The following is a 14,567-nucleotide window of genomic DNA, read 5'->3' on the forward strand; positions in this document are numbered from 1 at the left end:
CATGACGATGATTGAATCCGGAAAGCTTGCGGAGCGATTGAACGCGATCTGCGATGCGCAGCCTTTCGTGACCCGCTTCATGGTGCGTGCGCTTGGCAGCGGCGAAACGATCGGCAGGGGCGCGGACGAGGAAACCCCTTCCGCCAGCACCCGAAAGACCTCGATCATGATGGCTGCCTTGAAGGCCGCCCATGAAGGCCGCCTGGACCTGGACGAACGGATCACCTACGAAAAGCGTTTCGCCGAGGAAGTGGCGAGCGGGATGTTCCGCTATCTGACGCCCGGTATCGTCATATCGCTGCGTGATGCCATCACCGGCATGATGGTGCTGAGCGACAATGTCTGCACCAAGATGGTGTTCGAAAGGCTGACGCTCGAAGAGGTCGACAGCTATTGCAAGTCGATCGGCATGACGGGCACCAACCATCGCTTCCTCATCCCTCCCTTGGCGCTGTCGCCCGATCATTCATTGAAGGCCGTCACCACGACGACGGCGCGGGATCAGGTCTATCTGCTGCAGACCATACTGGATGCCCAGGATTCGCGGGAAGCCGCGGACCGGCTCGGCTGCTCACAGGCGCTCAGCGCCTATGCGCTTCAAACCCTGAAGAACCAGATCCTGCGTTATGCCATTCCTTCCCGGCTGCCATTCGGGGTGCTCGTCGCCCACAAGGGCGGCACGGGAAAGCGCGGCCGCATGAATGCCGGTATCGTCTATCGCGACGGTTCCCCCTTCTACATCATCGCCGTCTATACCGACGACGTGCCGCAGGAAATGCAGGACGGCACCCCCGGCTACACGGTCGCGCTTGAAACCATCGGCAGGCTTTCACGCGCCTGCTGGGATGAATTCCAATCCTAAAGATCAAAAAAAGAGGGTAGAACAATGCACAAGCTTCTTCTTGCAGGCACCATGTTGATGGCGATGACCGGCGTGGTCGACGCCCGCGACATCGTCGTGGCTCAAAGTTCCGATCTGCGCAGCAACAATCCGGGCGTCAATCGCGACGGCAATACCGATGGAGTCATCCTGCATATCGTCGAGGGGCTCGTCGGCTATGCCAACAACGGCGAGGTTAAGCCACTGCTGGCAAAGAGCTTCGAAGTCTCGGCGGATGGGCTGAGCTACAGCTTCAAACTGCGTGATGACGTCAAATTCCACAACGGCAAGAAATTGACCGCCGATGACGTCGTGTGGAACTGGAACCGCTATCTCAAGCCCGAAACGAAATGGACCTGCCTTCCTGACTTCGACGGCAGCGGCACCGTGCATGTTACGGGGGTCAAGGCAGTCGATACTTCGACCGTCACCATCACGCTGGAAAAGCCATCGGCAGTTTTCCTTGGCCTGATGTCTCGCCCCGAATGCGGTTACACCGGGATGATCTCCCCGGAATCGGTCGGCGCGGACGGAAGCTTCGTCAAGCCGATCGGCACCGGTCCCTTCAAATGGGATGAATGGAAGAAGGGCGAGTATATCCATCTCGCCAAGTTCGACGATTATGTCTCGCCCCAGAACGACGGCAAGCCCGACGGCATGGTCGGCTCCAAACGCCCTCTCGTCGACGGCATCAAGTTCATGGTCATTCCCGATGCTTCGACCGTAAAGGCCGGCCTTCAGTCCGGCGTGCTCGATACCGCGGAGATTTCGCCGGATCTCATTCCCGAATTCAAGACGAGCGACACGATGCAGCTGATCGTGGCTCGCAACAACGGCAAAAACCTCTTTTACATCCAGACGCGCGACAAGGTTCTGAGCAATCCCGGCGTGCGCCGCGCCATGGCGATGGCACTCGATCTCGACCAACTCGTCGAGGCCGCCTCCCAATGGCACCGGCGCAGCCAACGGTTCGATGGTTTCGCAAGACTCGCTCTATTTCGACGATGTCCAGAAGGAGCGTCTGCCCTACGACATCGAGGCCGCAAAGAAAGAGCTTGCGACGGCCGGCTATAAGGGCGAGCCGATTACCATCATCGCCAACAAGCGCAGCAACGTGCCAAGCTTCCCGGCCGCGGTGATGGCGCAGGCCATGATGCAGCAGGCAGGTCTCAATGTGCAGATCGAGGTGCTCGACTATGCGACGCAGGTCGATCGCCGCCGGTCCGGCAACTACCAGATCATCTCGCAATCGGTCGCGCCGCGGCTCGATCCGGCGCTGATGTACGGCTTCTATGTCGGCAACAAGGACAAGAATGCGTCATTGATGTGGGATGACCCGAAGGCTGTCGAGTTGATGAAGGCCGCCTATGCGGAGGCCGACCAGACGAAGCGTCAGGCGCTCTTCGACGAGTTTCACACGCTGATGCTCAAGGAAATGCCGGGCATCTTCCTCTATGACATGGTCGATGTCTGGGGCGCGACCAAGAAGCTGAAGGGCCAGCCCGTCTGGCAATCGAATGCCCGTCTTTGGGAAGTTTCGCTCGACAATTGAGCCTGAACTGCCGCGCCCGGATGGTTCGGGCGCCGCCATCCCGTTTCGACAGTCAACAGGAGATCCGGCAGGCAGTCCTGCCGGGTCCGGTGCAACACGTCCCTGTGGCGGCAGGACAGACAGCGAGGAAATGCCATGAATCTTGACGCGATCAGCTCCATTGCCGCGACGGTCGAAAAGATGAAACCGGATTATATCGCCCTCAGCGACAGTATCTGGGATTTCGCGGAGCTGAAATTCGAGGAGCGGCGCTCGTCGCAATTGCTGGCAAGGACACTCGAGGAAAACGGTTTTGCCGTGCGCCGCGGCGTCGCAGACATGGAAACGGCCTTCATCGGCGAATCCGGCAGCGGCAAGCCGGTGATTGCTTTTCTCGGCGAATTCGATGCCCTGGCCGGAATGAGCCAGACCGCCGACGTCGCCGAGCCTCTTCCCGAGGCGGCGGGCGCAACCGGTCACGGCTGCGGGCACAATCTGCTTGGTGTCGGATCGCTAATGGCGGCGGTTGCGCTTGCCCGCCACCTCAAGGAGAACAACCTGCCCGGGACGGTGCGCTATTACGGCTGCCCCGGAGAGGAGGGCGGTTCCGGCAAGACCTTCATGGTTCGCGCCGGCGCATTCGATGACGTCGATGCCGCCCTGACCTGGCATCCGGCTCCGTTCAACGGTGTTCGTTCGACGAACAATCTTGCCGTTCTCGAATATTACTATCGTTTCAGGGGTGTCGCGGCACATGCGGCCAACAGCGCCCATCTCGGCCGTTCGGCGCTCGATGCGGTCGAACTGATGAATGTCGGCGTCAATTTCCTGCGCGAACACATGCCGCAGGATTGTCGCGTTCACTATGCGATCACCGACACCGGCGGCAGGGCCGCCAATGTCGTGCAGGCGAGCGCCGAAGTTCTCTATCTGATCAGGGCGCCTGACATGCCGCAGGCGCTTGCGCTTGCCGGGCGCGTCGAGAAAGTCGCACGAGGTGCTGCGATGATGACCGAAACCGCGGTCGAGATCGTGTTCGACACCGCCTCGACGAACCTTCTTCCCAACATCACGCTTGAAACGGCGATGCACGAGAACATGGTCGCGCTCGGGCCGATAGCCTTCGACGAGACCGACATCGCCTTTGCCAGGAAAATCCAGGATACCTTCACTGAGGAAGCGATCAGGAGCAGCATCCGCCTCTATCAGATCAAGGGCGATGTGTTCTCCAACGCCAAGGTCGATGGATCGACGCCCCTGCATACCGGTCTGCGCGATTTCGAGGGACAATCGCATTTCCGGGCCGGATCGACCGATGTCGGAGATGTCAGCTGGGTGACGCCGACCGCGCAATGCTGGGCGCCAGCCTGGGCGATCGGCACCAATCCCCATACATGGCAAGTCGTCGCGCAAGGAAAAAGCCCGGCCGCGCACAAAGCCATGGCGCATGCGGCCAAGACGCTTGCGACAACGGGGCTCGCATTGATGTCGTCATCCGACCTCCTGGCAGCCGCGACGGCCGAGTGGCGGGAAAAGACCAGCGGCAAAGCCTATGTGTGCCCGATACCCGACGATGTGATGGCTGCATCGGTTCACAGCCGGTAACCCTGCCCTGAGAACGCCGCGCCTAAAAAGATGCTGCGGGGCGGGGGGCGTTCCCCGCCGTCCATCCGTCCCTTGGCTGGCGATCGGTCGATGAAATTGCCCGGTCAGCAATGGCACCTGCAGCGCAACGCTTGGTTATTACGAGCCGTCGGCTTTGCGTCGTCCGCGGCTGACCATCATTCCGCCGACGATGAGAACAATTCCGGCCGCGTTCGCCCAAAATGACGCTGGGACAGCGCTGATATAATCAAACGCCACTCCTGTCACCATCTGGCCACTGATGATCAGCAGAGCCGAATTCACCGCGCCTATTCGAGCAATCGCCCAACTGCCCGCCGCCACGAAGATGACGCCGATGGGACCACCCAGATAGGCATACCAAGGCGCCTCGGCAGCGCCCGCAGGAAGCAGACCTCCGACAAAAAGGCCAAGGCAGGTGAGGGCAGCAAAGCCAATGGCATGGTTCCAGAAGGATGCGATCAGCGGCGTGGTGGATATGCTCAACCGCCCATTGAGCTGACGACTGAGGCCGACGAGCACACCGCCCAGGCAGGCCAGGAGAATGAACACCGTCACGCCGCACCTCGCCCAAACAGGATGATGAGTGCAGCCCCAGTGACGACCAAGCCGAGTGCTACGATGTCTCGTGTATCTGGGCGCCGCTTTGGCAGACCGAACAGTCCCCAGCTGTCGGCCGCGACGCTGAAGGCGACCTGGCCCGCCAAACCCAAAGCCAAGGTGCCGGAGAGCCCGAGCGGTGAGTTGACCGCAGTCGAGGTCAGAATGACCGTTGCCGCGCCGGATATCCCACCGAGATAAGCCCACCAAGGTGCGATGGGGGCTTTTTCCACCAACGGCGTGCGCCGGCGGTGGACCACCAGGAGAAGAATGACGGCTGCGATGATGCCCGTGCCGTGCGCGGTCCAAGATGAGAACAGGGGATTGCCATAACGGGCCAACTCGCCGTTGAGGTGCACCATGAAAGTCAGGAGGCCGCCCGTGGCAAAGGCTCCGATGAAGTAGATGGGATGCGAATTACGTGCTTCGGTAGTCATTGCAGATCCTGTCAAAGAATCGATTACGCCCGATATTTTTCAAATTGCCACTGCAGCGCCGCGTCTTTTAGACGCGCAAAGGACGCTGCAGCACTCGCCTGGACGAATGCGTCGACCATGGTTCCTAATTAGGACGGTACGTCTCAGCGGATTTCCTGCCTGGCGTCAATCGTGGTCCGACAAACATCCTTTGCATTGACGGGCCCTTCCGGCAGATGGCTAATGGCCTGGTGTCGTCACTGCCTTGCAAGCATGGAGGATGCAATGCTGCTCAAGGGCGAACGAACATTCGTGGTGCGGGATGCCGGAGGCTTCGTCGCGCATGTCAACATGCCGGGCTGGTTGAAGCCGAAGCCGACCGATCACGGCCAGGGCCCGCTCGCCATGGTCGTTGAATCCATCCTCGACCCTGGCCGCCTGGTTGCGATGCATGAGCACCGGAACGACGAGATCATTTCCTGGGTGCCCGACGGCGTCATGCGTCACGACGACAAGGCCGCTGGCCGACTGGTGCTCGACCGTGATCATCTGATGGTGATGAATGCCGGGGTCAGCTTTTGGCATTCCGAAGAGACGCTGGCATCCGATCCGCCTCTGCGAATGCTGCAGATCCTCGTTCGCCCTCGTGCCGTCGATCTCGAGCCGAAGATCCAGTACGGAGCTATGCCGGCTGCCGCGGCAAACGCCTGGCGCCATCTGGTCGGGCCGGAAGGGGAGGGCGCGCCCTTCTATGTCCGCAGCGCGATCGACGTCTTCGACATACGGCTAGACGCGGGCGTACGGGTGGAATTCCCGCAGAAACGAGGCCGAGACCTCTATTTCTATGTCTTCAGCGGTTCCGTAGTCGTCAATAAGGAGACGTTCGCCGAAGGCGAGCAGGGGCTGCATTTATCGGATGACAAGCTCGAAGTAGAGGCGCAGAGTGCAAGCACGTTGGTGGCGTTTCTGCTCGACCCGAACGCACCAATCACCAGGCAGGGGACTGTTGGCGACCACGAGAAGATTCCGCCAGCAATCATCGTTCGCGCGTTTCTGAGGTGGAGGAAATTGCGCGATATGTGGCGTCGTCATCTTTCGCATCGCCGCTCGAAGGCCAAAAGGGCAATATGAATGGAACAAGGATGCCCTTAACGGGTTTCGAACCTTAGCGTTCAATAGGAGGAGCATTTCATGCCTACGGTTGCCGCCACACCCATCACCCCACCAGACCAGCACGTCGTAACAGCCCGCGAAGCCATCGAGCCACTTTATGAGAAGCTTGAGCTTCAAACGGAATCGCTGGTCCTGTCTGCGGCGTTGGAAGCGGGATGGTCTTCAGACGAGGCAACCGAGGCGCTGGCGGCGCTTAGACTGCAGGATGCACTTTCCACCCTTGGACGAACGGCCTGACCAATAAGACTCCGAGAACAATCGACGTCTCCTGTCGGAATGCCAACTATCAGTTACCGAACGGTCTCACGTGGCGTGCTGACTAGCACGGCGGCTGCATGATTAGCGGCGTGGAGCGCGCCCTCCAGTCCGGTCCCACCTGCAATTTCAGCGGCCAGCACGCCGGTGAATTCGTCACCGGCGCCATGGGTGCTGACAAGCTTTACCTTGATGGCTTCGATCAAGAATTCCTGGCCTGGCTTCGTCGCGCAGGCAAGGCCTTCGCCGCCCGCTGTGACGACTGCGGCGGGATACGTCTTGGCAAGCAGACGCGCAGCGTCGAGAGCGCCCGCGAGTGAGTCAAATACGGCGACGTCGGTCAGCTGTTCAGCTTCGATCGCGTTGACGACGATGACGTCGACCAGTTCGGAGAGTGCGGGAGGCAGATCGCGCGCCGGTGCCGCGTTGAGGATGACCCGCCCTCCGGCCGACTTCATCGCTTTGGCGGCGGCGACATTGGCGGCGTCGGGGACTTCGTTCTGCAGAACAAGGACACTTTGCTCGCCGAAGAGTTCCGATGCTCGATCCACATCCGATTGTCCGAGGGTGAGATTGCTTCCGGACACAATTACGGCGCCATAGTCGCCCTCGCGGTCGAAGATCGCCACGCTCATGCCGCTCCCGCCACTGTCCGCTACCTTAACAAATTGGTTATCGACACCTTGCCGATCGAGATTTTCCACCAGCGCTCGGCCGAAGGCGTCATCGGCGACCGCGCCGATCATCGCGGTCCGGATGCCGGTCTTTGCAGACGAAACCGCCTGGTTGCCGCCCTTGCCGCCGCACTTCGGATGCCAACTCTCCCCCGTCACTGTTTCGCCCTTTCGCGGTCGCGCCGGGCCATGCACCATGATGTCGTAGTGCAGGCTTCCAAAGACGATAACGGAGGGGGAGGCGGTCGTCATATGATCTTGTCCTTGCGTTTCGATGCTACCGCGGACATCGTTTTTTCGAGGTTCTTCTCCGCCGCGTCGTAGTTGCGTTGAGCGACCGCGACGAAGAGCGCGTCGAGAATGTTGAGCTGGGCGATCCGGGCAGCGGCGTTTTCGCCCATCAGAGGCGAACCCTGGGCCGTCGAGCAAAGAACGATATCGGCGATCTGGGCGAGCGGCGAACCACCGTAATTGGTGATGGCGACTGTCCGCGCGCCGCTCTTTCTGGCCAGCTGCAATGCGTCGATCACCGCCGTGGTATTGCCGGAATGAGAGAAGGCAACCGCCACGTCATCCGCTCCGAGCAACGACGCCGACATCAGCATCATGTGAGAATCGTCCTGCACATTCGCTCTCACCCCGATCCGCAGGAACTTATGGGCGACATCGCGCGCGATTTGGGCAGACCCGCCGACGCCGTAGAAATCCCTCTGGCCAGCCTTCGTAAGAAGGTCCGCCGCCCGGTCGAAAGCATCGACGTCCAAAATTGCCAGCGTTTCCTCAAGCGCATGGATCGAGGTTCGGAATACCTTCAGAATGATCTCCCGCGAGCTATCTTCGACGGAAAGCTCCTGATGCATCTCCGCCGTCGGAAGCTTGTTGTAGCTCGACACCGCCGAACGAAAATCCCGGTAGCCATTGAAACCGAGCTTCTTGGTGATCTTCACCACCATGGCTTCGGAGACCCCGGCCTCAGCGGCGATGTCCTTGAGCGAGGTGTCCTCCGAGAAATCGCGCAATCCAAACACCGTTTCCACGACCCGGGCTTCCAAAGGGGTGAGCTGCGGCATCATCATCCGGATGCGCGGACCCACCGCCTTGAGATCATTTGCAGAATTCATCCTCTACCCCTTGTGACGCGATCAATCATCATCGCGACAAGGATGATAAGACCAGTGGCCAGAAGTTGATAGAAGGCCTGAACGTTCATCAACGTCAGTCCGTTACGCATCGCGCCGAGGATGATCGCACCGAGGATCGTGCCGACGATGCTTCCTTTACCGCCCATGAGTGAGGCGCCACCGATCGCGGCCGCCGCGATCGCGTCGAGTTCCCAGAGATTGCCAAGGATGGGCTCTGCTGCGCCAAGGCGACCGATCAGGATCATGGAGGCCAGGGCGGCGAGGACACCTGAGATCACATAGGCAGTGATTTTGGTGACGGCGATCGGCACGCCTGCAACATAGGCGGCCTCTTCGTTCCCGCCGACGGCAAGCAGATATTCACCGAGGGGCGTCTTCTTGAGCAGCACCCAGGCGAGAAAGGCTACGACCGCGACCATGATAACCGGATTGGGAATGCCCATCAGGGAGCCATTGAATAGCGCGCGAAAACCCTGGGGAACGCCAAGCACCGGATTTCCGCCGGTATAGATCAGCGCAATGGCCCGGTAGGTGCTCAGCGTACCGAGGGTGACGATGAAAGGTTGCAGGCCCGCATAGGCTACGAGGACGCCATTGACGAGCCCGCAAATGACGCCAATCCCGAGACCGGCCAGTATCGCGAGCGGAACGGGAATTCCGGCAACGAGCAGCGTCGCCGTGATCACCGCCGCTATTGCCGCGGTCGGTCCGACCGAGAGATCGATGCCGCCGGAAATGATCACCAGCGTCATCCCGAGGGCCAGGCAGGCATTGATGCTCGACTGCTGCAGAATGTTGAGCAAATTCCGCTGGGAGAGAAAGTCAGGAGCCAGCAATCCAAAAATGACCACGATGGCGATCAGTCCGATCAAGGTGCCGGCGTCTCGCACCGAGAACGATCCGAAGAGTTTGGAGGAGGGCACCGCGGCATTCTGGGTTGTGTCAGACATGGAATTGTTCCTGTTGGTCATGCCGCGCCAAGGCGACTGTCGGCCTTCCCAACGGCATGGGAGACGATGGTTTCCTCGGAGAGCTGGTCGCGACTAAGCTCGGCGACGATCGTGCCGTCGCGCATGACAAGCACTCGGTCCGAGACACGCATCACTTCCGGAAGCTCAGAGGAGACGACGATCACCGAATGACCTTCTGCAGCGAGGGCCTCGATGAGGTGGTAGATTTCGGATTTCGCACCGACGTCGATACCTCGCGTCGGCTCGTCGAACAGCAGAATGCGTGAACCCGCCGCCAGCCACCGTGCGATGATCGCCTTCTGCTGATTGCCGCCGCTGAATAACCTGATCTGCCGATCGAGCTGGAATGGCCGGAGGTTGACGCGCCTCAGTAGGTCTTCTGCAGTCCGCTTGAGCCTCCGGTGATTGATGATCCCGCCTTTCGAGAAGCGGCTCATGGAGGGCAGCGCCATGTTGATGGTGACGGACCGGCCTGGGATGATGCCTTCGCGCTTGCGCTCCTCGGGAAGGAGACCGATGCCCGCGGCAATGGCCGCCCGCGGATTGGAGAGCGTCAGCAGCTTCCCGTCGACCTTCACGGTTCCCGACGTCACCCTGTCGGCACCTGAGAGCGCGCGCAAGAGTTCAGTCCGGCCGGAACCGACAAGTCCTGCCACGCCCAGAACCTCACCGCTGTGAAGATCGAAGGATATATCTCGGACACGCGCCGAATTGAGGTTCCGCACCTCGACGCTTACGGTGTTCGTCGCATACGCGTGATGGTCCTCGGCCAGCAGCTCGCGGCCAACCATCATCGCGATGACCTCGGCCGTTGCGGTCTTCCTCAGATCGACCATCCCGACGACCTTGCCGTCGCGCATGACCGTGGCGCGTTGGCAGATCCGGAACACCTCGTCCATCTTGTGGGACACGTAGATAATGGAGACGCCGGTCGCCGCCAGCCGCTTGATGATCTCGGCCAGTCGGTCGAATTCGCTGGGTGTCAGGCTGGACGTCGGTTCGTCCATGGCGATGATCTTCGCCTTGTCCAAGAGCGCGCGGGCGATCTCGACGACCTGCCGCTGCGCGACCTTCAGCGAGGAAATGGGAGCGGCGGGATTGATGGAGGGATCGATCATCGCGAGCGCCTCGGCTGCGCGCCGTTCTTGCTCCCGGCGATTGACCACGATGCCGCCGAAACGGGTCAGCGAGTGACCGAGGAACATGTTCTGCGCCACAGTGAGATGCGGCACCTGTTGAAGCTCCTGGTGAATCATGGCGATCCCGGCCTGGCGAGCACTTTCGGGGCGCCTGAAGTGATGGGCGGCGCCGTCAACCCTCACTTCCCCTTCCGTTGGGCGAAAGACGCCCGACAGGATGCGAAGCAGCGTGGACTTGCCGGCACCGTTCTCGCCGAGCAGTGCATGGATCTCACCGGGCGCGACCTCGAAGGAGACGTCGGAGAGCGCTTTGACGCCGGGAAAGACCTTGGAGATATTCTCGAACGCCAATCTGGGAGTAGCCATGGAAATCCAACCTTTGAGAATTTGGACGGCCGGCCATGCCGGCCGTCCCGCTGGGAGACGTTTAGTTTCCAGCCGCTTTCATCAGCACCGAGCGCACATCGACACCTTCGCCTTGGAAGTCGTTGATGTTGTCTTTGGTAATGAGAGCCTGTGGTGTTGCGACCACGCGCGGCAGCTTCTGACCTGCGACGAGGCGGAGTGCGACCTCCATCGCTACCTCACCGGTCAAAACCGGGAAGCTGTCGACCGTACCCGTCAGTTCGCCCGCTGCGATCGACTTGTAGGCATCGGAGATACCGTCCGTGCCAAAGACGACGACCTTGTCCTGCAGGCCCGCAGCCTTCACAGCCTCGACAACGCCTAGCGCCATGCCGTCATTGTTGCAGTAGAAGCCGACGAGGTCGGGATGCTGCTGGAGAATATTGGTCGCTGCGTCATAAGACGTCTGGCGATCCCAATTGCCCGGCACGCTCGCGACGACGGTGAACTTGCCACCGTCCTCGATCGTGCTCTTGAAGCCGCCGGTGCGCTGGACGGCGGCGTAGACGCCCGCCTGGCCTTCGATGATGGCGACTTTTCCACCATCGGTACGGTTGTCGATGAACCACTTTGCGACGCGAACACCGTTGTCACGCTGAACGTTGCCGACATAATGTTCGGCCTGCGGGATCACTGCGTCATTGACGTTGACGACAGGGACGTTGGCGGCCTTGGCCTGCTCAATCACCGGCTGGAGATTGGCGTCGGTCTGCGGAGAGACCAGCAAGACATTGTAGCCTTGGGTGACCATGCCCTCGGCGATCGTCAACTGACCGAGCTGGTCGCCTTCGCTCTGGGCCGCCTGATAGGCCACTGTTACGCCGAGCTTGTCGGCGAGCTTCTGGTACCCTTCGCCGAGCGAACGCCAATATTCATTAGTCAGCGTCTTGGAAACACCGCCGACTTTGAGGCCGTCGGGCAGCTTTGGCATTGCGCCGAGTTTGGCTTCCAGTGCCGACCAGTCCATGCGGTCCGGCTCGGAATCCGAGTTCAGCGGCTTGAGTTCCTGTGCCGTCGTGATGCCAGCACAAAGGGTTGCGGCGAAAGCCACAGCGAAAAATCTCTTCATGTATTCCTCCCGGAGGGTTTGGTGGTTTAGTGCTCCGCGCCGAACATCAGCTCCTGTACGATGGCCTGCGTGGAAACGGCGTCCTGTCGGTCAATCGCGTTTGCGAGGCGATTGTCCTGCTCGAGGCGGTCGACGACCTTCAACATCCGCTGAACGGTCTTGATGTTGACCTCGCATTCATGAACCGGATCGAGCCCGGTCATATCGGGGAACGTGTCGAAATAAATCGCGCCGTCATAACCATCGCGGCGAATCTGGCGGAGCAACTCGATGGTCTGAAGCGTGTGGACGGCACCAACCATCAGGCCGTCGTCGCGCTTTGCATAGCCGTCATTGAGATGGACGCCGAGCACGCGGCTGTGGCGGGCGATCAAGGCGGCCGCATGTGCAGGCTGCTCGTCTGCATAGAGGACATGCGCAAAGTCCAGCGTGACACCCAGGTTCTTCGCGCCAACGTCCTTGATGGCGAGCAACGTCGTGGCCGCATCCGGCATCAGACTATAAGAGCGAGGCTCGTTCGGCTTGTACTCAATCGAGATCAGGCAATCGGGATCGTGCGCGCATACTTCACGGATTCCGTCTAGTTCGTGTTGCCACATCTTCGCATAGTCGGCCTGGAAGGAATAGTCGAAGCCGTCCTGACCAAGCCATATCGTCATCAGCTTCGACCCGGCTTCACGGGCGGCATCGATCCCCTTCTTCGTCAGATCGATCGCCTCGCGCCGGACGTGTTCATCCGGATGTGTGAAAGCGCCGAGCTTGAAGGCAGGATTTGTGTAGTAGCGCATAGCGAAGCCATTGATTAAAAGCCCGAGATTACCGAGTTTCTGTGCGAGTTCCGCCGGATTTTCATTGACATGGTCTGGATAGTTCAAGTCGAGGTCGGTCAAACCTTTCACCCGGGCGGCGCGTTCGGCCATTTGCATGACCGACGGCTTTGTGGACTGGCCCGGCCATTCCCGATGAGCAGCGGAAGCGAATGAATTGAGGCGGGTGGCAAAGCGTGTCGGATTCAAGGCATCAGTCCCATCTGTGAAGTTGCGCACTACTTCACAGATTATGATGTCTTTGTAAAGTATGAATCGCTTTTATGGTGCCGAAATTGTGTGCTGCATTGCGAAATGCAATCACCAACTGACTAGTCTTGCAGCAAATCGACAACGCTGAATGGGTTGGCTCAAGAGAACGAAGTGCAGCTGCGCTACCTGCCGTCAACAGCGCTATCTAGGAGCAGCGGAGGCATCACCGGCGGCGAGACGGACGTCGAAACGTAGCATCTCGACTATGGCTCATCAAATGAGGACGCTCTGACCGTCAAAGTCTTCCCGGCGGGGTCTTGCTGGAATATCAGCCCACCTTTGGCTTTCGAGTGTCCTGGGACATAGTCCAAGACGGTCTCGACGTTTTCAAGCACCGAACCTTGTTCTCGTATCTCGCCCTGGACGGTTACCTGCGACGCGGTCGCGCTTGAATCGTTTCGGATTTCGAAGAGGACCTGAAAGCCACCGCCGCGCTTTTCGGTTTGCAGCACGACCCCGACCAGATTCGGCGAAGAATCACGGTCCACCAATGCATCCTTGCCAATCCAAGCAATCACGCCAAAGACAATTACGGCCGAGACGACGCCCGTGACCCATTCAATCCAATGCGGTTCGCCTGCTTCCAGATTTTTGCCCTTGGAGATTTTTGTCATGGTGCCTCACAGGATCAGGCGAGCTGCTGCCGCGCCAATGGCACCGGGAAAGCTCAGAACGACAACGGCCATTAGGATTTGGGTAAACCCGATGTCATCGGTTCTATGGAACGTCCAGAGGCAATAGGCACTGATCAGACCGGCAATTACGTAGCCCGGCAGGGTGAAGCGAACGAAAGCGTGCCAGCTTGGCATACCCTCGGCGAGATCGTGGCTCCCCTTGAAAGAAAGGGCGTAAACGAACCCATGCATGACCGCCAGCGACGCGGCGATCATGAGCAGGGCATGCCACGGCGTCATCTTGTACGAGAGCAAGATCATTTCCTCGGTGGGCGCGACGTTGAGGTTGAGGAACAGGGCGCCGACCGCCATCAGGAATAGTTCACCGGCATAGCTCGTTTCCCGTTCGTGGACTGGGTCATCACTATCGCCTTCCTTGGCATCGTCACCATCGTCCGATTGTCCGCCGAGCTGGCTCCGACCTAGCATCGCGCCAATGCTCGCAGGTATGGCTTGGATGGCGATCATTCCGATAATCTCGTGCAGAGATTGGTCGTATTTCAGAACCCCCATGGCGAAGAGGATCAGTGCGCTGCCCAGAACCCCAAGGCCGTAGGCAATGCTTGCGTCACGGATCGCTTGTCGCCAGGTCGACGTCCGCTCAAATCCGATCCGGTCCGAGAGAATGACGAGAAGGGGAATATTGACGATCAGCAAGAGAAACAGGCGGCTGCGGTCCATGTAGAAGCCGAGCTCCCACATTTCCATGGTCATGAACATGGGCAGCGCGAAAAGCAATGCTCCCGCAATACCGCGTGCGATCCCTGCAAAAAATTTGCTTCTATCGAAATCCTCACGCGTGATCGCTACACTCAAGTTTGATCTCCCCCTAAATGAAAAACTCCCACCACCCGTAAACCGAGGCGGCGGCATTCAAAGCGCACGCGCTCGCTGCAGAAGTGCGGGTTGGACGCATGAGCACCAGCGCCGCCGAAG

At 59.8% G+C, this 14,567-nt stretch carries 14 protein-coding genes and 1 pseudogene; 5 read left to right on the forward strand and 10 right to left on the reverse strand.

Translation table 11 applies throughout. The features are described from left to right. Nucleotide 1: 1 nt before the first annotated feature. From G9X67_RS02720 to G9X67_RS02730, 3 genes and pseudogenes are all read left to right on the forward strand, one after another. A complete protein-coding gene (locus G9X67_RS02720; protein WP_138331418.1) occupies nt 2-862 on the forward strand; it encodes a serine hydrolase in 861 nt (286 codons plus the stop codon). A gap of 24 nt (nt 863-886) precedes the next feature. Then, nucleotides 887-2,432: pseudogene (locus tag G9X67_RS02725) on the forward strand (ABC transporter substrate-binding protein). Nucleotides 2,433-2,567: 135 nt separating this feature from the next. Next, nucleotides 2,568-4,016, forward strand: a complete 1,449-nt coding sequence (locus G9X67_RS02730) for a M20 family metallopeptidase (RefSeq protein ID WP_138331416.1) — start codon at nt 2,568-2,570, stop codon at nt 4,014-4,016. A gap of 138 nt (nt 4,017-4,154) precedes the next feature. Here the strand turns inward: G9X67_RS02730 and G9X67_RS02735 are convergent, their stop codons facing one another. Together G9X67_RS02735 and G9X67_RS02740 are read right to left on the reverse strand one after the other, a co-directional pair. Continuing rightward, nucleotides 4,155-4,592, reverse strand: coding sequence for a DMT family transporter (locus G9X67_RS02735; RefSeq protein ID WP_171598002.1), 438 nt, complete (start codon nt 4,590-4,592; stop codon nt 4,155-4,157). After that, the gene (locus G9X67_RS02740) at nt 4,589-5,071 is read right to left on the reverse strand and encodes a DMT family transporter (RefSeq protein WP_171598003.1); all 483 of its coding nucleotides are present in this window, start codon (nt 5,069-5,071) and stop codon (nt 4,589-4,591) included. Before G9X67_RS02740 ends, G9X67_RS02735 begins: the two co-directional genes overlap by 4 nt. A gap of 264 nt (nt 5,072-5,335) precedes the next feature. On the opposite strand from G9X67_RS02740, the gene G9X67_RS02745 reads away from it, so the two are divergent. Next, complete coding sequence (locus G9X67_RS02745; protein WP_171598004.1) at nt 5,336-6,181, forward strand: pirin family protein; 846 nt, start codon at nt 5,336-5,338, stop codon at nt 6,179-6,181. 60 nt (nt 6,182-6,241) lie between these two features. Then, the gene (locus G9X67_RS02750; protein WP_003547964.1) at nt 6,242-6,460 is read left to right on the forward strand and encodes a hypothetical protein; all 219 of its coding nucleotides are present in this window, start codon (nt 6,242-6,244) and stop codon (nt 6,458-6,460) included. A gap of 53 nt (nt 6,461-6,513) precedes the next feature. Here G9X67_RS02750 and G9X67_RS02755 read toward each other — a convergent pair whose 3' ends face one another. The 8 genes from G9X67_RS02755 to G9X67_RS02790 form a co-directional block, all read right to left on the reverse strand. Continuing rightward, nucleotides 6,514-7,404, reverse strand: a complete 891-nt coding sequence (locus G9X67_RS02755; protein ID WP_138331412.1) for a ribokinase — start codon at nt 7,402-7,404, stop codon at nt 6,514-6,516. Beyond that, nucleotides 7,401-8,273 (reverse strand): MurR/RpiR family transcriptional regulator, encoded by an 873-nt coding sequence (locus tag G9X67_RS02760; RefSeq protein WP_138331411.1) that lies wholly within the window; start codon nt 8,271-8,273, stop codon nt 7,401-7,403. Before G9X67_RS02760 ends, G9X67_RS02755 begins: the two co-directional genes overlap by 4 nt. Next, complete coding sequence (locus G9X67_RS02765; RefSeq protein ID WP_171598005.1) at nt 8,270-9,244, reverse strand: ABC transporter permease; 975 nt, start codon at nt 9,242-9,244, stop codon at nt 8,270-8,272. The genes G9X67_RS02760 and G9X67_RS02765 overlap by 4 nt, the downstream gene beginning before the upstream one ends. A 17-nt stretch (nt 9,245-9,261) precedes the next feature. Next, nucleotides 9,262-10,770 carry a sugar ABC transporter ATP-binding protein gene (locus G9X67_RS02770; protein WP_171598006.1) on the reverse strand — a complete coding sequence of 503 codons (1,509 nt, stop codon included), beginning with the start codon at nt 10,768-10,770 and terminating at the stop codon, nt 9,262-9,264. A 61-nt stretch (nt 10,771-10,831) separates the two neighbouring features. Beyond that, complete coding sequence (locus G9X67_RS02775; protein ID WP_171598007.1) at nt 10,832-11,878, reverse strand: substrate-binding domain-containing protein; 1,047 nt, start codon at nt 11,876-11,878, stop codon at nt 10,832-10,834. 26 nt (nt 11,879-11,904) lie between these two features. Continuing rightward, nucleotides 11,905-12,894 carry a TIM barrel protein gene (locus G9X67_RS02780; protein ID WP_171598008.1) on the reverse strand — a complete coding sequence of 330 codons (990 nt, stop codon included), beginning with the start codon at nt 12,892-12,894 and terminating at the stop codon, nt 11,905-11,907. Nucleotides 12,895-13,160: 266 nt separating this feature from the next. Further along, the gene (locus tag G9X67_RS02785; protein ID WP_171598009.1) at nt 13,161-13,571 is read right to left on the reverse strand and encodes a TIGR02588 family protein; all 411 of its coding nucleotides are present in this window, start codon (nt 13,569-13,571) and stop codon (nt 13,161-13,163) included. A gap of 6 nt (nt 13,572-13,577) precedes the next feature. Next, the gene (locus G9X67_RS02790) at nt 13,578-14,504 is read right to left on the reverse strand and encodes a TIGR02587 family membrane protein (RefSeq protein WP_171598010.1); all 927 of its coding nucleotides are present in this window, start codon (nt 14,502-14,504) and stop codon (nt 13,578-13,580) included. Nucleotides 14,505-14,567: the final 63 nt, after the last annotated feature.

Origin of the sequence: Rhizobium sp. WYCCWR 11152, from assembly GCF_013087615.1 — a bacterium.
In the GTDB taxonomy this organism is placed as follows: domain Bacteria; phylum Pseudomonadota; class Alphaproteobacteria; order Rhizobiales; family Rhizobiaceae; genus Rhizobium; species Rhizobium indicum.